This is a genomic window from Truepera radiovictrix DSM 17093, from assembly GCF_000092425.1.
In the GTDB taxonomy this organism is placed as follows: domain Bacteria; phylum Deinococcota; class Deinococci; order Deinococcales; family Trueperaceae; genus Truepera; species Truepera radiovictrix.
This window is the reverse complement of record NC_014221.1, coordinates 2,268,709-2,289,878: the sequence shown is the minus strand read 5'-3', so window position 1 is coordinate 2,289,878 and position 21,170 is coordinate 2,268,709. Positions and strand designations below refer to the sequence as shown.

At 66.4% G+C, this 21,170-nt stretch carries 18 protein-coding genes and 1 tRNA gene; 17 read left to right on the top strand and 2 right to left on the bottom strand.

The window, feature by feature from the left end:
* Window positions 1-174: 174 nt before the first annotated feature.
* Window positions 175-606 carry an L-fucose mutarotase gene (gene fucU, locus TRAD_RS10490; RefSeq protein WP_013178589.1) on the bottom strand — a complete coding sequence of 144 codons (432 nt, stop codon included), beginning with the start codon at window positions 604-606 and terminating at the stop codon, window positions 175-177.
* Window positions 607-1,142: 536 nt separating this feature from the next.
* On the opposite strand from fucU, the gene TRAD_RS15335 reads away from it, so the two are divergent.
* The 4 genes from TRAD_RS15335 (at window position 1,143) to TRAD_RS10470 (ending at window position 2,873) form a co-directional block, all read left to right on the top strand.
* Window positions 1,143-1,466: a hypothetical protein gene (locus TRAD_RS15335; protein WP_049773102.1), complete on the top strand. Its 324-nt coding sequence runs from the start codon at window positions 1,143-1,145 to the stop codon at window positions 1,464-1,466.
* Complete coding sequence (locus TRAD_RS10480) at window positions 1,463-1,759, top strand: type II toxin-antitoxin system RelE family toxin (RefSeq protein ID WP_013178587.1); 297 nt, start codon at window positions 1,463-1,465, stop codon at window positions 1,757-1,759. Before TRAD_RS15335 ends, TRAD_RS10480 begins: the two co-directional genes overlap by 4 nt.
* A 7-nt stretch (window positions 1,760-1,766) precedes the next feature.
* A complete protein-coding gene (locus TRAD_RS10475; protein ID WP_041947252.1) occupies window positions 1,767-2,411 on the top strand; it encodes a site-specific integrase in 645 nt (214 codons plus the stop codon).
* Between the two features lie 84 nt (window positions 2,412-2,495).
* Complete coding sequence (locus TRAD_RS10470) at window positions 2,496-2,873, top strand: tyrosine-type recombinase/integrase (RefSeq protein WP_041947251.1); 378 nt, start codon at window positions 2,496-2,498, stop codon at window positions 2,871-2,873.
* A 98-nt stretch (window positions 2,874-2,971) separates the two neighbouring features.
* On the opposite strand, the gene TRAD_RS10465 is transcribed toward TRAD_RS10470, so the two are convergent.
* Window positions 2,972-3,047: transfer RNA gene (locus TRAD_RS10465), tRNA-Ala, on the bottom strand.
* A 168-nt stretch (window positions 3,048-3,215) separates the two neighbouring features.
* On the opposite strand from TRAD_RS10465, the gene TRAD_RS10460 reads away from it, so the two are divergent.
* From TRAD_RS10460 to TRAD_RS10400, 13 genes are all read left to right on the top strand, one after another.
* Window positions 3,216-5,681, top strand: a complete 2,466-nt coding sequence (locus tag TRAD_RS10460) for a transglycosylase domain-containing protein (protein ID WP_049773101.1) — start codon at window positions 3,216-3,218, stop codon at window positions 5,679-5,681.
* Window positions 5,682-5,759: 78 nt separating this feature from the next.
* Window positions 5,760-6,701: a P1 family peptidase gene (locus tag TRAD_RS10455; RefSeq protein WP_013178585.1), complete on the top strand. Its 942-nt coding sequence runs from the start codon at window positions 5,760-5,762 to the stop codon at window positions 6,699-6,701.
* A 7-nt stretch (window positions 6,702-6,708) separates the two neighbouring features.
* Window positions 6,709-7,290 (top strand): pyridoxal 5'-phosphate synthase glutaminase subunit PdxT, encoded by a 582-nt coding sequence (gene pdxT, locus TRAD_RS10450; RefSeq protein ID WP_013178584.1) that lies wholly within the window; start codon window positions 6,709-6,711, stop codon window positions 7,288-7,290.
* Between the two features lie 111 nt (window positions 7,291-7,401).
* On the top strand, window positions 7,402-7,932 hold the full coding sequence (locus TRAD_RS10445) for an inorganic diphosphatase (protein ID WP_013178583.1): 531 nt from the start codon (window positions 7,402-7,404) through the stop codon (window positions 7,930-7,932).
* A 472-nt stretch (window positions 7,933-8,404) separates the two neighbouring features.
* The gene (locus tag TRAD_RS10440) at window positions 8,405-9,412 is read left to right on the top strand and encodes a LacI family DNA-binding transcriptional regulator (protein ID WP_013178582.1); all 1,008 of its coding nucleotides are present in this window, start codon (window positions 8,405-8,407) and stop codon (window positions 9,410-9,412) included.
* 89 nt (window positions 9,413-9,501) lie between these two features.
* The gene (locus tag TRAD_RS10435) at window positions 9,502-11,577 is read left to right on the top strand and encodes an endo-1,4-beta-xylanase (protein ID WP_049773100.1); all 2,076 of its coding nucleotides are present in this window, start codon (window positions 9,502-9,504) and stop codon (window positions 11,575-11,577) included.
* A gap of 139 nt (window positions 11,578-11,716) precedes the next feature.
* The gene (locus tag TRAD_RS10430; RefSeq protein WP_013178580.1) at window positions 11,717-12,949 is read left to right on the top strand and encodes an ABC transporter substrate-binding protein; all 1,233 of its coding nucleotides are present in this window, start codon (window positions 11,717-11,719) and stop codon (window positions 12,947-12,949) included.
* A 48-nt stretch (window positions 12,950-12,997) separates the two neighbouring features.
* Window positions 12,998-13,993: a carbohydrate ABC transporter permease gene (locus TRAD_RS10425; RefSeq protein WP_013178579.1), complete on the top strand. Its 996-nt coding sequence runs from the start codon at window positions 12,998-13,000 to the stop codon at window positions 13,991-13,993.
* On the top strand, window positions 13,993-14,868 hold the full coding sequence (locus TRAD_RS10420) for a carbohydrate ABC transporter permease (protein WP_013178578.1): 876 nt from the start codon (window positions 13,993-13,995) through the stop codon (window positions 14,866-14,868). The genes TRAD_RS10425 and TRAD_RS10420 overlap by 1 nt, the downstream gene beginning before the upstream one ends.
* 12 nt (window positions 14,869-14,880) lie before the next feature.
* Window positions 14,881-16,200 (top strand): glycoside hydrolase family protein, encoded by a 1,320-nt coding sequence (locus TRAD_RS15330; RefSeq protein WP_013178577.1) that lies wholly within the window; start codon window positions 14,881-14,883, stop codon window positions 16,198-16,200.
* Complete coding sequence (locus TRAD_RS10410) at window positions 16,197-18,392, top strand: glycosyl hydrolase (RefSeq protein ID WP_013178576.1); 2,196 nt, start codon at window positions 16,197-16,199, stop codon at window positions 18,390-18,392. The genes TRAD_RS15330 and TRAD_RS10410 overlap by 4 nt, the downstream gene beginning before the upstream one ends.
* The gene (locus tag TRAD_RS10405; protein ID WP_013178575.1) at window positions 18,389-19,375 is read left to right on the top strand and encodes an endo-1,4-beta-xylanase; all 987 of its coding nucleotides are present in this window, start codon (window positions 18,389-18,391) and stop codon (window positions 19,373-19,375) included. Before TRAD_RS10410 ends, TRAD_RS10405 begins: the two co-directional genes overlap by 4 nt.
* A 151-nt stretch (window positions 19,376-19,526) precedes the next feature.
* Entirely contained in the window at window positions 19,527-21,164 is a 1,638-nt protein-coding gene (locus tag TRAD_RS10400) for a glycoside hydrolase family 43 protein (protein ID WP_013178574.1), read from the top strand.
* Window positions 21,165-21,170 lie beyond the last annotated feature (6 nt).

The following is a 21,170-nucleotide window of genomic DNA, read 5'->3' as shown; positions in this document are numbered from 1 at the left end:
ACAGCACCTAAGCTTTGAGTCCGTGGGGTAAAAAGGCGCAGCAGGTCTGTGCCGCTCCCCACTCTAGTGAAAGGGGGCACGAAAGTCAACACGTTAGGAGACGAAAACAGCGGTCAGGGGTCAGGGGTCAGTACTCAGGCGCCAGAAAACTGCGGCGCGAGGTCTGCACGAACCCTAAACCGGCGTAACCCCTTTGGTCAAGATCAGGTTGCCGTACTTGGCGGTCTCGCCGGTCATGACGACCGCAAAGGCGGCGCGGGCTCGAGCGTAGAAGTCGGCTCTGGAGATGCGAGCAACCGCTGGGGTGTCCGGGTAGAAGCGGTCTACAACCGCTCTAAAGGACGCCTCGACGTTTGGGTCCAAGGTGTCGCCGGGAACGGCTGCCATCATCACAAGGGGTGCGGGGACGTAAGTGTCGAGCACGAAAAGCGGCAAGATGCCCTCGAGGAGCGCCGTGACCTTGAGGCCGTCGGCGCGCAGGACCCGCGCGTTACAGGCGTCGCCGGGGAAGTGCGCGTCCGCTAGCACGATCTCGTCGCCGTGACCCATGCGGTAGAGGGTGGCGAGTAGGTCGGGGCCGATAACGGGGGAGATGCCGACGAGCATGGTGACCTCCTAAGGCGTCTTTAGCTTGGTGCCCCCAGCTTAACGCGCCATGAGGTCGCCTCGGGGCGTCTCGAGGTCGCCAGGCAGAGGGCTTTAAACCGGCGCCACGCGTAGCCGAGCCGCCCCGTCATCCTCGGAACCTGGAGTTGGGCCAAGCGGCGGCGCTGCTGGCGGCTCCGAGCCAAAAACGCTGCCGCCGCGGCGGAGGCGAGCCCTTCGTGGCGCGCGTGAGGAGAGGTGATGAGGTTAGAGATGCTGAGCCAGCCGCCGTGTGTGACGCTGAGACCGGTGGCGGCAGGCTCCTGTTCTGTTAGAGATGTGCACCTTGGCCGCGGATCACCCTTTGACGCCCCTATAGCACCACGCGTGTTTACATACTGTTAATTTATGATGGACTGCTCTACACTACAATACGCCCTGTACTGATCTATCGAGGTATGGGACCCGTACTGAAATGGAAACTACACGACTTGCTACGCCGGGAACGGGTGACGGTCTATGCACTTAACCGGTGTCTTGCAGAGGCGGGCCGCAGCGTGTCGCGCACAACCCTCTACCGACTCGCCAGCGAGCAACCCGAACGGATCGACCTAGAGGTAGCCGGACGGGTGCTGTGTGGCCTAGAGCAGCTTACCGGCAAGCGCTACGCCGTCTCCGACCTGCTCGAGTACGAACACGACGTTCAAAGCGCCCCCGAGCGCCTCACCGCCGCGGGCGTGCCCTACACCGGCGACCCCGAGACGGACGCGGTTTTGGACGAGATTCCGGACATCCTAGAGCGCGTGCGTCGGCATGAGGCGGGCGAGACCAAGATGATTTCCCTCAAGGACATTGCGGCGAAGTACGGTGTGAAGCGTTGACCTTTGAGGTTGTCTTTACTCGTGAAGCGGACGCCGACCTCGAGGCGATCACTGACACCCGGACGCGCGCGGCGATCATCCGCAAAGCCTCTGAACTCGAGACTGAGCCTATGGCAAAAGGCAAGCCGCTAAGTGGGAGCCTCAAGGACTACCGGAGCCTTCGGGCGGCGGGGCAGCGTTACCGCACCATCTATCAAGTGGGGGTACTTGAGGGACGGGTAACGGTGGTCGTCATCGGCATCCGCCAAGAGGACGATAAGCGCGACGTGTACGGGGTAGCGGGTAAGCGGTGAGGGCTCTATGTTCGAACTGCCTAACGGCACCTGGCGCGGTAAGGTAACGGTGGGCTACGACAAAGCGGGAAAGCAGCGCTTCCGGTGGGTGAGCGGCAAGACGCAGGCCGAAGCGCTCGCCAAGGTCGCCGAGCTGAAGCAGCGCCTAGCGAGCGGTCCCTACTCAGACACGAAACTGACGGTCAAAGACTTCCTCGAGCGCTGGCTAGACGAGAAAGCGCGGCACGTGAAACCGAGCACGGTAGACACCTACAAGCGCCTAACTGAGAAGCACATCACGCCCAAGGTGGGGCGCAAGAACCTCGACAAGCTCACCCCGCTCGACGTGCAGACGCTTATGGGGGAACTTGCCGACACGACCGGGGTGCGGACAGCGAACGCCGTGCGCACACTGCTCTTCAGCGCCTATAAGCAAGCGATCCGCTGGCAGCTTGTGACGCGCAACCCGGTAGAGGCTACCGATCCGCTCAAGGCGGCCCGTAAAGACATGGAGCTGTGGAGCAGCGCACAGGCTGCCCACTTCCTCTACACCGCGCGTTCGCATAGGCTCTTCGCTGCTTTTTACCTCGTGATGGCGACCGGCCTACGCCGTGGCGAGCTGCTGGGGCTGCGCTGGGTAGACGTGAGCGAGCGTGAGCTCTACACTCGGTAGCAGCTCACCTATCGTGACGGGGCTTTTATCTACAGCCCGCCTAAGACCGCTCAGGGCACGCGGCGCATCGCGATCACCCCGGACATGTACGCCGTGCTCGAGGCACACCGCAGGGCGCAAGAGGCGCAGCGCGCGGCGCTGGGGGAGATGTGGCCTGACACCGGGCTTGTGTTCGTCTCCGAAGCAGGCACGCCCATTCACCCGCGCAACTTTGAACGGAGCTGGGGACAGCTTAAGAAGGCCGCTGACATGCCGCACGCGCGTCTACACGACCTCAGACATCTGTACGTGTCTCTTCTGGTGAAGCAGGGCATAGACCCTCAGGCCATAGCCGACCGCGTAGGACACACCGACGCCTCTTTTACCTTGCGCCGCTACTCGCATATGTTCGAAGAGCATAGGGAGCGCACCGCGATAAGCCTAGATGTGCTCTTGGGCAGGGTAGAGACCGGGACGAACTAAGAACCCCGTAGGTGCAAATAAGGTGCAATCCCCCCCAAAAGCGAAAACCCCGCAGAGCTGCGGGGGTTTGCTTGTAACGTCCTAGACGGTGTTTCTCTTGGTGGAGCTGAGGGGATTCGAACCCCTGACCTCGTGAGTGCGATTCACGCGCGCTCCCAACTGCGCCACAGCCCCAAGCCGCTGATAGCCGCGCACCTACAGCGGTGCGCTCGCCTACAAAGTCTAACACATCTTCGCGCGTTGTAAACCCCCCCCCGTAACCCCGGGGCGCGCGATGATGTGCGAGACGCAGCCGTCGCAGCGGGGTCGGGCTTTCACATGTGCGTTTGCTATAGTGGCCCCGTGAAGGTTTTGCAGGGACTTTTTCTGTTGCTTCTCACCCCCGCGCTGTCGGTGGCAGCCTTTCTGACCGCCTCGGCGTTTCGCTGGGCGGATGAGCTGCCGCCCGTAAGCGAGATCGAGAAGCTCGAGTACACCGCGACCTCGCAGATCTTCGACGTCAACGGGCAGCTCTTAGACGAGATCCTGCCCGTGACCGAAGAGGGGGGGGCGCCGACCAACCGCACCGTCGTAACCCTCGATGAGGTCTCCCCGGCGGTCATCGCGGCCCTGGTCGCCTCCGAAGACGACGCGTTTTTCCGTCACTACGGCTTTGACACCCTGGCGCTCTTGCGGGCGACCTACGAGGAGTTCCTGGGGGGGCAAGGGCGTGGCGGTTCGACGCTGACGACGCAGGTCGCCAAAAACACCCTGCTCGCCGATCTCGCCAACGACCGCTCGCTAGAGCGCAAGGTCAAGGAGCTCATGCTCGCTATCGAGATCGAGCGCCGCCTCACCAAAGAGGAGATCTTGCAGCAGTACCTCAACGTGGTCTACTGGGGCAAAAACTTCTACGGCATCCACGCGGCCTCGCGCGCCTACTTCGACAAGGACCCGCTTGAACTCAACCTCGCCGAGGCGCTCTACCTGGTGCGGCTCCTGCCGGCGCCCGAAACCAACTACGAGGACTTCGCCGCGACGCGCCGCGCGATGCGGGTCGTTCTCAACAACATGGTCGAGCAGGGCGTGGTGAGCCAAGAGATGGCCGAGCGCGCCTGGCGCTACCCGCTAGAGCCCATCGGGTGGCGCGTGCAGTACGACGAAGCGGGCGAGATCGTCGGTGAGCCCGAACGCCTAGACGTGCAGCCGCGGGTTGCGCGCACGGTGGGCTCGAGCTTAAACCCGCACGTGGTCTTCGCCGTGCGCAACGAGATGAACCGGCTGTTTCCGAACCTGCTCTTTCGCGCCGGGGGGTTTCGCATCTACACCACCATCGACGCGCGCCAGCAGGAGGCGGCGAACCGCGCCGCGCAGGACCCCGAGGGGCTGCTCCCCGGGGAGGCGCAGCTGGCGCTGGTCAGCATCGACCCGCAGACGGGGGGGATCCGCGCCATGGCGGGGGGGCGCCTTGGGGACGACGCCAAAACCGGCGACACCTTTAACCGCGCGACGAGCGCGCGCCGGCAACCCGGCAGCTCGTTCAAACCGATCATCGTCGCGACCGCGCTCGAGCAGGGCGGTTTTACCCAGGCGAGTCTCATCACCGACGATGAGACGGCCTTTGAGCAGCCGGGCCGCCCCGAACCCTGGACCCCGCGCAACCACGACGGCGGTTTTGACGGGCTCCGCACCCTGCGCTCGCACCTCGACCGCTCGCGCAACATCCCGATGGTCAAGCTCGTCGAGGCGCTGACGCCCCAAGCGGTCGTGACGCGCGCCTCGCAGCTCGGTTACGACAACCTGCTGCCGGTCCCGTCGATCGCCCTCGGCGCCTTTGAGGTGACCCCGCTGGTGCACGCGAGCGCGATGGGCGCTTTTGCCAACGGCGGCGTTCACGTGCAGCCGCACCTTATCGAGCGCGTGACCGACGCCGAGGGCAACGTGCTCTACGAAGCGCAGCCGCGCCGCACGCAGGTGTGGAGCGAAACGACGGCCTTTTTGATGCTCGACATGCTGCGCGGCAACGTCACCGACCGCGACCCCTTCGGTCTCTCCAACCGCGCCGCGATCGACGGGCGCTGGGTCGGGGGGAAGACGGGGACGACAAACGACGAGCGCGACATCTGGTTTGTCGGCCTGACGCCGGAGCTGGTCGCGGCGGTGTGGATCGGTTACGACGACAACCGCAGCTTGCCAAAGACGATGCCAAGTGGCGAGCTCGTCAACAGCTCGAGGCAGCCGGTCTGGGTGTGGCGCAACTTCGTCGAGGAGGCGCTCGCCGGCACCCCCTCTAGGGAGGTCACGGCCCCCGAGGGGATCGTGTTCCGCGAGATCGACCTGCAGACCGGGATGCCCGCGCCGAGCCCCGAGGAGGGGACGCGGGTGGCGTTCGTCAGCGGCACCGAGCCAGGGGCGCGCGCCCAGCCCCTTAGCTACCTCAACATCACCGTCCCCATCGACACGCGCACGAACGCGCGCGCGACCGCTGAGACCCCCTTGGAGGCGCTCGAGTGGCGCGAGATCAGCCCGAGCGAAGTGCAAGCCTACGCCCAACCGCTGCCGGTGACGACCCAAGTCGCGCAGACGCCAGCGCAGGAGGGTGGGGGGTTCGGTCCCCCGAACCCTCAAGGGGAGCTGCAGGGCGAGCAAAACGGCTTTATGCTCGAGGGTATCCCGGATGAGGAAGGCGCTTCGGCTGCGCTCGACGCGCTAGGGGAGGCCGCGGTCGCCGAGCCTAGCGGTGACGTGGAGGCCAGTGCGGATGAGGGTGCCGCTGCAGGCGCCTCTACCGACGACGACGGAGTCGGTTGGCTCGACTGGGGCAACTAGCCGACCGCTGTTACCTAGGCCGCGCAGCGTTTGTGCGCGGCCTAGGTAGGTCAGCCTTGGGTAGCTGAAAGGAGGAGCGTGGCCCGAGAGAGCGCACCTGTGGGCACCCTGTGCGACGTCGCAGGGTTGCGCGTCGGCCACTGGAGCGATCCCGAAGCGCAGACGGGTTGTACCGTCGTGGTGTGCCCGGACGAGGGGTGCGTCGCCTCGGGGGAGGTGCGCGGCGGGGCGCCGGGAACGCGTGAGACCGCCCTCTTGGCACCTGAAAAGAGCGTCCAGCGCGTGCACGCGGTGGTGCTCTCCGGTGGCAGCGCGTTCGGTCTCGCGGCGGCGACGGGGGTCGTCGAGGCGCTCGAGGCGCGCGGTGTGGGTTTTCCGACGCCTTTTGGCGTGGTTCCCATCGTCCCCGCAGCGGTGATCTACGACCTCGGCGTCGGGCGCCCGCTGCCGCGCCCCGACGCGGAGGCGGGGCGGTCAGCCCTCGAGGCAGCGAGCGCCGCGCCGATCGCGCAGGGTCGTGTGGGCGCGGGCACAGGCGCGAGCTGCGGCAAGTACCTGGGCTTTGAGCGCGCCGAGCCGAGCGGTCTCGGGAGCGCCGCTCGCACCGTCCAGGGGGCGGTCGTCGCTGCGCTCAGCGTCGCCAACCCGGTCGGCGACCTCGTCGACCCCTCGACGGGCGCGGTGGTCGCGGGGGCGCGCCTCGCGGACGGGCGCCGGCCGCCCCCCGAGAGGAGGCTCGAGACCTTTACGGACGCCCTTGCGGGAACCAACACCACGCTCGTCGTGGTCGCGACCGACGCGCCGCTCTCGAAGACCGAAGCGTACGTGCTCGCGCAGAGCGCCCACGTCGGTATCGCCCGCGTGACCCGCCCCTCGCACACCCCGTCGGACGGGGATACGACCTTCGCGCTGTCGACGGGGCGCGGCCCCAAAGTGCCGCTGACGCTGCTCGCGGTCGCTGCGCAGGAGGTCGTAGCGGAGGCGATCGTGCGCGGGGCAGCCGCGGCGCGCGTGTCATGATGAGCGTATGAAGGGCGTGACGGTCGGCGTGTTGGCCCTGCAAGGGGCGTTTCGGGAGCACAGGCGCGCTTTCGAGCGTTTGGGCGCTGCGGTGCGCGAGGTGCGCTTGCCCGAGCACTTAACGGGGCTCTGCGGCCTCGTCATCCCCGGCGGCGAATCGACGACGATGGCGAAGCTTATGCGCACGTACGGTCTCGACGAGGCGATCGTGGACTTTCACGCGCGCGGCGGGGCCATCTGGGGCACCTGCGCGGGGGCGATCGTGGTCGCTAGGGAGATCGAGGGACGCCCCGAGCAGCTGCGTCTGGGGCTCCTCGATGTGAAAGTCGCCCGCAACGCCTACGGGCGGCAGGTGGCCTCGTTCGAGGCGGAGGTGCCGATCGCGGGGATGGCGCGGCCCTTTCCGGCGGTGTTTATCCGCGCCCCGCGGATCACCGGGGTCGGGGAGGGGGTGGAGGTGCTCGCCGAGTACGCGGGCGACCCCGTGATGGCGGCGCAGGGGCGGGTGTTGGCGAGCGTGTTTCACCCCGAGCTCTCCGGCGACGACCGCGTGCACGCGCGCTTTTTGGAGCTCGCGACGTCGCCGTAGCTCCAGCCGTTTCCGGTGACCCTGCGATGACCGGTCGGGCCGCGCGCTAAGCGAGTTGGTATAGTGGTCGGCGGACGCGCGGACGCGCCAAACCCTCTTTTTAGGAGCTGCATGAAACTCTACCAACTGCCACCTGGCCGCCACGTGCCGGAAGTGCTAACCGCCGTGATCGAGGTGCCCAAGGACTCCTCGAACAAGTTCGAGTACGACCCCGAGTACGACATTATCCGCCTCGACCGCGTGCTCTACAGCGCGGTGCACTACCCTGGCGACTACGGCTTTATCCCGAGCACGCTCGCCGAGGACGGCGACCCCCTAGATATCACCGTGATGATCGGCCGCCCGAGCTTTCCGGGGGCGGTGCTCGACGTGCGCCCGCTTGGGTTTCTCGAGATGACCGACGACAAGGGGCGCGATCAGAAGATCTTGGCGGTACCGGTCTTTGACCCCCGCTTCAACTCGTACAACTCCCTTAAAGACGTCGGGCCGCACTACCTCCGGGAGATCGAGAACTTTTTCGAGATCTATAAGCAGCTCGAGCACAAAGAGACGATCATCGAGGACTGGCACGACGTCGACGAAGCCCACAAACTCGTGCTCGAGTGCGTGGAGCGCCACAAGGACGTTAAAGGCAGCAAGTAGGTCTCAAGCACTAGGGGCGCCTCACGACGGGGGGCGCCTTTGGCTTTGACCGGTGGTTGCGTGTGGCCGTACCGGGGCGGTCTCGGTGAGGGGCCACCCCTTGTGGTGCGCTTCCCATCCGTCTCGGGCGCGTCCCATCGGTGATGACCCCGGGTACTACCCCGACGCATCCAGCACCCCCACATAGCGGTCTGCGTCGCTCTAAGCGTGCGTTTCGCGCTCAGCATCGCCGACGTTGGCCGAACCCGGCTTGCGGTGACGGTTGTGCGCCGAACTGGCTACCTGCCACTTACCCCAGCGCCGCCTCAGCCGCGCCCCTATTGGCGACGAGCTGTTTCGACGCTGGCGCCCCCCATACCCTACAAAGTCACGCTTAACGGTCCCTGCGCTCCCCTAGAGGTCGCGCGACCGGCTTGACGGGGCCAAAAATTTCTACTACAATTCCATGAAAGCGTTTTCATAGGAGCAGCGAGTGACGACCATCAAAGAGGTGTCGCGCCGCGCCAAGGTCTCAATGGCGACGGTTTCGCGGGTGCTCAACAACACCGTACCCGTGGCCGAAGAAACCCGCCTGCGGGTGCTCGAGGCGGTCGAGGCGCTCAACTACAAACCCAACGCCTTTGCGCGCGGTCTGGTGACCAACCGTTCGGGGGGGATCGGCGTGGTCATCAACGAGATCTCCAGCCCGTTCTATAGCGGCATCGTGCGGGGTATCGAAGAGGTCGCCGAGGCAAAAGGGTTGCACCTGCTGGTTTCAAGCGGGCACGCTCAGGCGAGCCTCGAAAGGCGGGCCGTCGAGTCCCTCAAGCAGCGCCGCGCCGACGCCCTTATCTTGCAGCTTGAAGCGCTGCCCGACGACGACCTCGTGCGCTGGGCGCAGGGCGACACCCCCGTGATCGTGGTGGGCCGCCTTATTCCCGAACTTGCTGGGCGCTGCGTCTACCTCGATAACGTCGCGGGGGGCTACTTGGCGACAAAGCACCTTATCGAGCACGGCCACCGCCAGATCGCGCACCTCGCCGGGTGGCTGGCGATCAAAGACGCGCGTGACCGCTTAGAGGGGTATAAGCGCGCCCTTGACGACGCTGGCCTCCCTTTCGACGAGCGCTTGGTCATCGCGGGCAACTTTACCGAAGAGGGGGGGCAGCGCGGGGCTGAGGAGCTGCTTGCACGCGGCCGCCCCTTTACCGCGATCGTTGCCAGCAACGACCAGATGGCCGCTGGCGCCCTCCACACCTTCCGCGCCCACGGGTTACGGGTGCCCGAGGACGTTTCGCTGATCGGCTACGACGATGTGCTCTTCGCTCGCTATCTCTTTCCCGCTCTCACGACGATCCGCCAACCGCTGGCCGAGATGGGCAGGGCGGCGGCGCGACTCGCACTCGCTGCGCTCGGCGCTGAGAAGCCGAAGGAGGTGACCACCAGGTTTGATCCCGTGCTGGTCGCCAGAGACTCCGTGATCAGCACAGCCGACCCCTAGAAGGCTGAGGCCATCACCAGCGCTCAACATGAGGAGGAACAGTGCTTGTGAAGTTGCCAAACCCCCGTCTCGGTTATCTCGCTTTGGTCATGTTGGTGGCCGCTGCCTGCGCCACCCAATCCCCTTCGCTCGAACAGGCAGCTGCGCCCACCCCCCCTAAAACCGAGGAACGCTGCGGCTACACCCTGTCGCTAGATGTCAGGGCGAACCCAGCAGGCCGCTTCCAGGGGCAGCTACAGCTCACCAACCGCTCGGGCGAGCCCGCGACGGCCTTTGTCCTACGGCTCAGCTTTGCCGAGGAAGCGGACCTCATCAGCACCCAAGGGGGCGTTTTCCAGCGGGAGGCAGATGGTGGCTACCTCGTGAGCGCGCCCCGCCAGCTTAGCCGCGCCCCGCTGCGGCAGGGGAGAACGCACCGCCTTGGTTTCGCGGGCCGTGGCAGCGCCGAGGGCGTGCGGGCCGAGCTGCTAAGTATCAACGGCCGCACCTGCACGCCGCGCGAGCGCTTTGTCGGCAACATCTGGCCCAACGACACGCAAGATGATCCTACTTTTGCAACCTACTGGAACCAGGTAACCCCAGAAAATGCGGGTAAGTGGGGTAGCGTCGAAGCCGAGCGCGGCGTGATGAAGTGGACCGATCTCGACCGCGCCTACGCCTACGCCAAGGAGCAAGCCTTTCCCTTCCGCCTACACACGCTGGTGTGGGGCAGTCAGCAGCCGGCGTGGCTCGCTGGGCTTTCGCAAGCAGAGCAGCTTGAGGCGCTTGAGAGCTGGATGCGCCAACTTGCTGAGCGCTACCCAGATATCGACTTTATCGATGTCGTCAACGAACCCCTTCATGAAACCCCTAGCTATAAAGAGGCCCTCGGTGGCGACGGTGCAACGGGTTGGGACTGGGTGATTCGCGCCTTTGAGCTGGCGCGCGCGTACTTTCCAGAAGCTGAGCTGCACCTCAACGACTACAATATCCTTTTTAGGCGGGAAAGTACCGAGCAGTACCTGGAGATCGTTGCGCTGTTACAGGAGCGCGGTTTAATCGACGGCATCGGGGAGCAGGGACACTTTCTCGAGCGCACCGACCTGCAAACCCTTCGCGAGAACCTCGACCTGCTCGCCGCGACGGGGCTGCCCATCTACATCACCGAGCTCGACGTTAACTTTGCCAACGACGCGCAGCAAGCCAACCGCCTAGCGGAGCTGTTCCCAGTCTTCTGGGAGCACGAGGCGGTCGCCGGCGTCACCTTTTGGGGTTACAAGGAGAACCAAATTTGGCGCACCGACGCCTATCTCCTGCGCGCCGACGGGAGCGAACGCCCCGCTTTGGTGTGGCTGCGCTGCTATCTAGCGGGCAACCGTGACTGCCCTGTGCCCGAGTATGTACCGCAACCCCGCGTAGGTGATGAGGTGCGGTTGCGCATCGAAGCGGAGGACTACGACGACGCGCAGGGGATCGTCTCGGCGGGCGACATCATCGCCTACATCGACGCGGGCGACTGGGTGCTCTACCGGAACGCACAGCTTCGTAGCGACTACAACGTGCTCCGGATACGCTACGCCAAAGGTTCTGAGGCGGCCGGCACCCTCGCGCTCAGACTCGGCAGCCTCGAGGCGGCCGCGACCATCAGCGTCGAGATTCCGAGCACGGGGAGCTGGGGCACCTTCACCACGCTCGAGGTCCCGCTGCCCCCGCTCGAGGGTGCTTACGACCTCTTCTTCACCTTTCATGACGTCGACGCGTTTGGCAACTTCGACTACTTCGAGTTTGGCCGCAGCGGTCGCGTCGGCACCGAGGCGCGCTTGGAGCTCGAGGCCGAGAGCTTCGATGAGCAGTCGGGCACCGAGGTCTACGGCAGCTTTGTCGGCAACGCCGACGACGGCGACTGGCTGCTCTTTCGAGGTGTCGAGGTGCGGAGCTCGTACACCCGCTTCGAGGCGACCTACGCGCGCGACGCCGTCGGCGGCCTCGTCGAGGTCCGGGTGGGCGCGCTGGACGGTCCGCTCGCCGCAAGCTTCGAGCCCGAAAGCACCGGTGGTTGGAACACCTTCGCTACCTTAAGCACCGAGTTCTCCGCCGAGGCAGGTCCGCAGGACCTCTACGTCCTCTTCACGGGCAGCGAGGGTCTCGGCAACTTTGACCGCTTCGCGCTAGTGAGCGGTGAGTAACGCTTTGCCCGCGAGACGCCCCCTACGCCCACGCCGCCTCAGGGTTTAGAGAGGAGAAGGAGCCCCCATGTGACCGCCAGCGAGTAGCCCCAACCCCCGGTAGAGGATCTAAAGCCACCCGACTGTTGAAAGGTAGACCATGAAAAAACTTGTCGCGCTCGCTCTTACCTCCACCCTGGGCCTCGCCGCCGCCCAGACGCAGATCTCCATCGGCCTCTTCGAGCCGCTCAACGAACACGTCGAGCGGGTGCTCCCGCGCTTTCAAGAGGAGCACCCCGACATCGAGGTCGAGATCCGTACGCTCGGCTTTAACGACCATCACAACGCGCTCGTCACGGCGCTCGCTACGGGCTCCGGCGCCGCCGACGTGGTCGCCGTCGAGATCGGCTACATCGCCCGCTTCGTCGCTGAAGGGGGGTTGGTCGACCTCAGCGAGGAGCCCTTTAGCGCTGACCAGTATGAAAACCTTTTCGTGAGCTACGCTTGGCAGCAGGCCCGCACCCCCGACGGGCGCCAGATCGCGATGCCGACCGACATCGCCCCCGGCGTGATGTACTACCGCCGCGACCACCTCGAGGCCGCAGGTGCCAACGTTGACGAGATCATCAGCTCGTGGGACTCCTACCTCGAGTACGGTCGGCAGGTGCGCGAGCTCGGGGACGTCTACCTGATCGCCGACGCCGCCTCGGTCGCCAACGCGATCATCCGGAGTGACATCCCTGAAGGCGAGGGGATCTTCTTTGACGCCGAGGGCAACCCGCTCCTTAACAGCGAGCGCTTCGTCCAGGCGGCAACCATCGCCCAGCAGATCCGCCAAGAGGGGCTAGACGCCCAGATCGGCGCCTGGAGCAACGAGTGGTACGAGGCTTTCCGGCGCGGCACGGTCGCCACCGAGCTCTCCGGCGCCTGGTTGGGCGGGCACCTGCAGACCTGGATGGCCCCCGACACTGCTGGGCTCTGGGGCGCGTCGGAGATGCCCGGCGGCGTGCTGGTGAGCTGGGGCGGGTCCTTTTACGGTATCCCCACCCAGTCGCAGAACCAGGAGGCCGCTTGGGAGCTGATCAAGTTTTTGACGACCGACCCCGAGATCCAGCTCGAGGCGTTTAGGACCATCAACGCCTTTCCGGCGATGCCCGAGACCTACGGCGACCCGATGTTTGAAGAACCCCTCGACTTCCTCGCGGGGCAGCCCGCGCGCGTGCTCTTCGCCGAGATCGCCGAGCGCATCCAAGGGGTTGCGACCTACCCCGGCGACGTGGTCGCCGACGAGATCTTCGGTTCGGCGCTGACGCAGATCCTCGAAGAGGGGCGCGACGTGCAGGGGGCGCTCGATGAGGCGCAGAGGCTCGTCGAACGCCGCGCGCGCCGCTAGAGGACGGAGACTGCGACTGCGGGGGTCGCCCCCGCAGTAAGGAGTTTTATGGCTGGAATCACCCAACGAGCCGGGGCGCCCTCCCCCCGGCTCCCCTTACGCGTCCGCCTCGACCGCTTTCAGCGCCGCTACGCCCCCTATTTTTTCGTGAGCCCGTTTTTTCTGCTCTTCGCCGTCTTTGGGCTTTTCCCGATCCTCTTTTCCATCTACCTCTCGTTTCAGGCTTGGAACCCCGTACAGGGGCTTGGTTCGATGGAATTCGTGGGGCTGGAAAACTACGTCTTCTTGGTCGAGGACCCTTGGTTCTGGCAGTCGCTTTGGAACACCCTCTGGATCGCCGTCGTGAGCGGTCTGCCGCAACACCTGATCGCCATCCCGCTGGCCTTCGCCCTCACCATGGGGGTGAGGAGGCTGCGCAACCCGCTCACCGCCATCTACTTTTTGCCCTACATCACCTCGTCGGTCGCGGTAGCGCTCGTTTTTAGCACGATCTTCGGCACGCAGTTTGGCATCCTCAATCAAGCGCTCGCATACCTGGCGACGGCCCCGTGGAGCGCTCCGCTCTTCGGCGGTCTGGCCGAGAACCTGCCGGTCAACTGGCTCGGCCGCGCGCCCAACATCAAACCGGCGATCTCCATCTTGGTGATCTGGCAGTTTTTCGGCTTCAACGTGGTGCTGTACGTCGCCGGCTTGACGACCATCGCGCGCGAGTACTACGAAGCCGCGCAGATCGACGGTGCGAACATCCTCCAGACCTTTTGGCACATCGCGCTGCCGCTGTTGCGGCCGATGATCTTTTTTGCCGTGACCTTTACCATCATCGGCAACCTGCAGCTCTTCGACCAGCCGTTCATCCTGACGGGCGGTACCGGCGGTACGGGGCAGGCGGGGATGACCGTGGCGATGTACCTCTACCGCACCGGCTTCGAGTGGCTCGACATGGGCATGGCCGCCGCCATCTCGTGGCTGCTCTTTTTGGTGATCGGCACCCTGACGTTCGTGCACTTCTACCTCTTCGGGCGTGGCGGCATGGGGGAGGCGTGATGCAAGCGAGCGCTCCCGCTTCGGCCACCCGCACGCGCAAAGCGCCGGCGATCGGTACGGCCCTCGGTAAACTCGTGCTCTACGTCCTGCTCATCGCGCTGGCCCTCCTGACGCTCTTTCCCTTCTACTGGATGTTCGTGCTGGCGACCCACGCCCAGACCGACATCTTCTCCGCGCCGCCACCTTTATGGTTTGGAGAGTTTCTCGGTCGCAACTACGAAGCCCTGATAGCGCGCCTGCCCTTTTTGCGCAACATCTGGAACAGCGTCTACATCGCGCTCATGGCGACCGTGACGACGCTCTTTTTCTGCAGCTTGGGCGGCTTTGGTTTCGCGATGTACACCTTCCGCTTTAAGCGGGTGCTCTTCGCGATCCTGATCGTGTCGCTGATGATCCCGCCGCTTTTAGGCATCATCCCCTACTACCTGATCATCCAGTGGCTCGGTTGGCTCGACACCCCCCGCGCGGTGTGGTTTCCGGGTATGGCGAGTGCGTTCGGCATCTTTTTGATGCGCCAGTACATCGCCTCGGCCATCTCGCGCGAGCTGATGGACGCCGCGCGCATCGACGGCGCTTCGGAGTTTCGCATCTACTGGAACATCGTGCTGCCGCTTATTCGTCCCGGCCTCGCGACCCTTGGGCTGCTGACCTTTATCGGGCAGTGGAACAACTTTTTGGGGCCGCTCGTGGTGCTCAACTCGAGGGAGAACTACACCATCCCGTTGGCGCTGCGCACCCTTCAGGGGCAGATCCAAACCGACTGGGGGGCGGTCTTGTTCGGCACGGCGCTCGCGGTGGTGCCGCTGCTTATCATCTTCGTCTTCGCCTCGAGGCAGGTCATCGACGGTCTCACGGCGGGGTCGGTCAAAGGATGAGGCGGGGCTGAGGTGGCAGGGCGCAAGCTCGAACGTCTGGTGGGGAGGGTGTGGTGGCGCTGCACCCTCTTGCTTGCCCTCTCCCTCCTGACGGTGGCCTCGGCGGCGAGCGTCACCCTCACGCTCGAGCCGAGGGCCGCAGGCGCGGCGCGCGCCGAACGGCCGAGCGGGTTTAACTACGGCCTCGCCATGCAGGTCGCGCTCTACGCCGCCGCGTGGGAGGCTGTGGGGGTCCGGGCGCTGCGCTTTCCCCCCGGCAACGACGCCGACAACTTCCCGCTCACCACCGACATGATAGACGCCTTTAGGGTGCAGTGGGAGCTGCTCGGCGAGCCCGAGGTGTGGGTGGTCGCCAACTTCTTCGAGGGGCCCGAGCACGCCGCGGCGGCCGCGCGCTACTTCGAGAGCATCGGCGTCCCCGTCCGGCACTGGGCGGTCGGCAACGAACCCGACCTCTACCCGCAGAACCGGATGGACGCCGCTTGGACGCCGGAGGTCTACTGCGAGCGCCTGGCGGGCTTCGCGGCGGCGCTAAGGGCCGTGAACCCCGACAACCGCATCACCGGGCCGGCGGTGTCGGGCTCGAGGCCCCTCGGCGAGGACTACCTGCGCGCGGTGCTCTTCGGGTGCGGCGAGCTACTAGACGTGCTCACCTGGCACGTTTACCCGACCGACGGCACCTGGGAGGACGCGGCGGCGCTTGCGACCTCGCAGGGGGTCGGCGAGGAGATCCGGCGCTACCGGGCGTGGCTGAGGAGCCCCGAGCACAACCCGCGCGGTTACCTCAAAGACACCGCGCTCGCGGTGACCGAGTTCGGCCTCTCGTGGCGCACCGCCTCCTACCGACACCTCGAGGACGTGACGGCGGCGCTGTGGCTCGCCGACGTGCTCGGGCAGCTCGCGCAGGAGGGCGTCGCGGGTTTTTACTTCGCGCTGCAGGGCTTCGGCGGTCACGGGCTCATCGACGGGAGCGGCTGGGTGCGCCCCACCTACTACGTGTTCGAGATGCTCTCTGACTTCGCGGGCACCGTGCTGGACGTCCGTGCCGACGGCGCCGTTGGTACCGGGGCGCCCCTGCTCACGGCCTACGCGGTAGCGGACGATGGGGGAGCGGGGGAGAGCGGCGCGGAAAGCGTGCAGCTGCTTCTGGTCAACCGCGGCGACGAAGCCGTTCGCGTCACGCTCCAGGGCGTCGCGGGCACCCTCGAGGTCAACACGCTGGATGAACCGACCTTCGAGGCGCTGCTCGGCTACCGGGAGGCCGTGCAGGCAGCGGGCGCCCCCGTCGCCGTACCGGCGCGTTCGGTGGTGCTCGTGAGGGGCGCGCCGTGAAGCGCCCTCTCGCCCTCTTGTTGTGTACGGGTGTGTTGTGTGCGGGTGCGTTGGGCGTCCCGGCGGCGCCCGTCCAAGTGGCGCCCGTCGGCCTCGGCGCGGGCGGCTACGTCACCGAACGCCCCCCCAACATCATCGACCCGCCCGACACCCCCTACCGGGATGCCTGGGAGGGTCCGGTACCGACCAACCGCTGGTGGAGCTCGCTCCTCTGGACGGCGTTTTCGGAGCCGATCTACGCTGGGCCGCTGAGCTACCAGGCGCGCCCCGAGGGGCTGGCGCTCGGCTATCCGACGCTCGAGGTCGACGAGACGGGCTTCCAGATGCCCTTTCGCGCGGACCTCGTCGTCGGGATGACCGACTTCACGGCCGACGCCGCCCGCGTGGTGGGGTATGGCGACTGGACGGTCGCGGTGCGCTGGGAGAGCGAGGCGCCGGACGAGGCGCGCGCCTTGCGCGCGACCTTGGGGCAGGGCCTGCCCTACGCCTACCTCGAGCTAGACGGCCCGGCCGCCATCCGCTTCCGCGAGCCGCCCGAGGTCTGGCACGACGCCCCCGGTGCGCTCGGCGTCACCCTGGGGGGGCGCCACTACGCGGTCTTCTACCCCGGGGCTTGGACGCTCAGCGGCGCGAGCTTCGGCGGGCCGCTTGAGGAAAGCGGCGCCGGGGCGCTTGTGAGTGTCGCGGCGCTCCCCGAGGCCGACGAGGCGCTCCTCACGCGCTTCGCCCGTTACGCGCACCACCCGCCCACCGACTCGCGCGCCTCCTGGCGCTGGCTGCCGGACGAGGGGGTGGTCGAGGTCACCTTGACGCTGACGGCCCCGCAGGGGGCGCTCATGGGGCTCTACCCGCTCCACCACAAGCACACCGACGCGCCGCTGACCGAGCTCCACTACGAGACGCCGCGCGGCGTCATGACGCTCGCCGAAACCGACCGCGTGACCCTGCGCCTGCCCTACCGCGGCGTCCTGCCGGTGCTGCCGCTCGCCGCCGAGGCGAGCGAGGCGCTGCGGGCGCTGCTGGACGACTTTATGGAGCAGGAGGTCTTTTTCCCACTCTTCGTGGGGCAGACGCGGATGCCGGACTCGTACGCCGACGGCAAGAGCTTAGGCAAGCTCGCCGCGCTGCTGCCTATTGCCGAGCAGCTCGGGGACACCGAGGCGGCGGCGGCGCTGCTGGAGGCCCTTAAGGAGCGGCTCGAGCTCTGGTTCACCCCCGAGAGCCTGCCGCTCCTCTACTACAACGCCACCTGGGGGGCTCTCATCGCCGCGCCCACCTCGCACGGGCTCGACCACAGCCTCAACGACCACGCCTTTCACTACGGCTACTTCCTGCAGGCTGCTGCCAGCGTCGCCGAGCGCGACCCCGCCTGGGCCGAGACCTGGGGGCAGGTGGTCGCGCTCCTTATCCGCGACGTCGCCGCCCCCAGGGGCGACCCGCTGTTCCCCTTTCTGCGCGCGTTAGACCCCTACCTCGGCCACGGCTGGGCTTCCGGGAGCGGTATGTACGGGCGCGGGAACAACCTCGAGTCCTCCTCGGAGGCGGTCAACTTCGCCGCCGGCCTCATCCGCTGGGCCGACGCGGTCGGCGACGCGGCGCTCCTCGAGCTAGGCGTCTACCTCTACGCGACCCAGACTGCCGCCGTCTGGGAGTACTGGTTGGCCGAGGGAGGCAACTTCCCCGCGGCCTACCCCCATACCGCCATCGGCATCCTCTGGAGCGACGGCGGCGCCTACACCACCTGGTGGACCTCGGACCCCGAAGCGGTTCACGGCATCAACTTCCTGCCGGTCACCGCGAGTTCGCTCTACCTGGGGCTGGCACCGGACTTCGTGCGCCGCAACTACCACCACATGCTCGTCGGCACGCGCCCCCACTATTGGCCCGACATCGCCCTGTCGTACCTGGCGCTCGCCGACCCCGACGAGGCGCTGGCCCTCTGGAGTCCGGAGCTCCGCCCCGAGTTCGGCGAGAGCCGCGCGCGCGTCCTGCACTGGTTGACTAGCCTGCGTCGCTACGGCGGCCCTGAGCCAATCACCGCCAACGCCCCGCAGACGGCGGTCTTGGCCAAGGGGGGCGCGCGCACCTACCTGGCCTACAACCCATCGGGCGCGCCGCGCACCGTCACCTTCGCCGACGGCACGGTGCTCACGGCGGCGCCGCACACGCTGACGGTAAAGGAGACTCCATGACCCGCACGCCGCTCCCGGCCCCCTCAAAGGGCGCGCCGCCCAGGTGGCTAAGCGCGATGCGTCGCGCCCTCGTTTTCCTCGTGCTGCTCGCCCTCACGTTCGGTCACGCGCAGCTCGCTAGAGGTCACGACAAGTTTTTGGGCAACATCCTGGGCGCGCAGCTCGAGCCGGACTTCGCCACCCTCTGGAACCAGGTCACCCCCGAAAACGCGGGCAAGTGGGGCTCGGTCGAAGCGCAGCGGGGGACGATGACCTGGGGGGTGCTCGACGGCATCTTCGCCTACGCGCGCGAGCACGACCTGCCGGTCAAACAGCACACCTTCGTCTGGGGCCAGCAGCAGCCGCGCTGGCTAGGCGACCTCCCGCCGGCTGAGCAGCGCGCGGCGGTCGAGGCGTGGATCTGGGCCTTCGCTGAGCGCTACCCGGACGTCGCGCTCGTAGACGTCGTCAACGAGCCGCTGCACGCGCCCCCTAGCTACAAGGAGGCTCTGGGTGGCGACGGCGAGACGGGTTGGGACTGGGTGGTGTGGGCGTTCGAGCGGGCGCGTGAGGCGCTCCCCGAGGCGAAGCTGCTCATCAACGAGTACAACATCCTCTGCTGCGAGGCGAACCGCGAGCGCTACGCCGAGATTGTGCGCCTGCTGGACGAGCGCGGCCTCATCGACGGCGTCGGCGTGCAGGCGCACGGCCTCGAGACCGTCTCACCCGAGACCGTAAGCGCGAGCCTAGACGCGCTCGGTGAGCTCGGCGTGCCCATCTACGTCTCCGAACTCGACCTCGAGACCGCCGACGACGCGCGGCAGTTAGAACTCTACAGGAGCCTCTTTCCGGTGCTCTGGGAGCACGAGGCGGTCGCCGGGGTGACGCTCTGGGGGTACCGCGCGGGCGCCATGTGGAAGCCGAACGCGTACCTCATCGACTGGTTTGATGAACCGCGTCCCGCGATGACGTGGCTGAGAAGTTACCTCGAGAGTCAGCGGTGAGCCTACGGGGCGCCGCGTGAAACGCGCATGACGATCCTCGGCATGCTCACCGACTTCAAGTCTGCAAGCGGCATCTCGAAGGTGTGCCGCACCCGCGTGATAGCGGCCGCGTAACCGACCAGATGCTATCTGCTACAGCAAGGAGCTGCAGATGTCCGAAACGTTAACCGATACCCTGTCTCCCCCCCGGACCGACGAAGCGCGGGCGTACATCCAAAACCCCATCCTGCGCGGTTTCAACCCCGACCCTTCGATCGTGCGCGTCGAGAACGACTTCTATATTGCCACCTCCACCTTCGAGTGGTTTCCTGGCGTGCAGCTGCACCACTCGCGCGACCTCGTGCATTGGCGGCTCGTGGGGCGCGCGCTAGACCGGCGGAGCCAGCTCGACATGATCGGCAACCCCGACTCGGGTGGGGTGTGGGCGCCCCACCTGAGCTACGCCGACGGGCTCTTTTACCTGATCTATACCGACGTCAAGACGTGGGGGGTGCGCGAACCTTTTAAGGACGCGCACAACTATCTCGTCACGGCCCCCGACATCTGTGGCCCGTGGTCGGAGCCCGTGTACCTCAACTCGAGCGGTTTCGACCCATCGCTCTTTCACGACGTAGACGGGCGCAAGTGGCTGCTTAACATGATCTGGGACCACCGCAAGGGGAAAAACCCCTTCGGTGGCATTCTCCTGCAGGAGTTCGACCCGGCCGCCGGGGAGTTGGTCGGGCCGGTGCACAACATCTTTAGGGGTACCCACTTGCGCGTGACCGAGGGGCCGCACATCGTCCGCAAAGACGGCTTTTACTATCTCCTCACCGCCGAAGGGGGCACGACGTACGAGCACGCCGTAACGCTCGCGCGCTCGAAAACGCTCACCGGGCCCTACGAGGTGCACCCCGACAACCCGCTCCTGACCTCGCGCGGCAGGCCCGAGCTCGAGCTGCAAAAAGCCGGCCACGGCTCGCTGGTCGAGACGCAGACGGGCGAGTGGTACCTCGCGCACCTCTGCGGTAGGCCGCTCTCGCCCCTAGGGCGCTGCAACTTGGGCCGCGAGACGGCGCTGCAGCGGCTCGAGTGGCCGCGCGGCGACTGGCCGCGCTTGGCGGGCGGCGACAACGCGCCCAAGCTGCAGGTCCCGGCGCCCGCGCTCCCGGCGCACCCTTTCCCCCCTGAAAACGAGCGCGATGACTTTGACGCGCCCACGCTGAGCCCGCACTGGCAGACGCTGCGCGTCCCGCACGATGAGAGCTGGTTGTCGCTGCGTGAGCGTCCCGGCTTTTTACGCCTCCGGGGGCGCGAGTCGCTCATCTCGCGGCACCGTCAGAGCCTCGTGGCGAGGCGTTTGCAAGCGCACGTCGCGGAGGCGGAGACGTGCGTAGAGTTTGAACCCGAGACGTTTCAGCAGATGGCGGGGCTCGTGGCGTTTTACCAGGCGAACAACTGGGTGTACCTGCGCCTCAGCCGCGACGAGGTGCTCGGCAAAAGCCTCAACATCCTCACGTGCGACCACAGCGTTTATGATGAGGCGCTCGACGAGGACGTGTCCGTCGAGGGCGCCGCGCGCGTCTTTCTCAAGGTACGCTTTGAGCGCGAGACGTTTCGCTTCGCCTACGCCACCGAACCGGGGGCGTGGCGGGAAGTCGGCCCGCGCTTCGACGCGGGCAAGCTCTCGGACGACTACTGCCAGGGGCTCAGCTTTACGGGGACCTTTATCGGGCTCTGCGCCCAAGACCTGAGCGGGAGGAGGCGCCATGCCGACTTCGACTACTTCAGCTACCGCGAAGACGCGTGAGGTGCA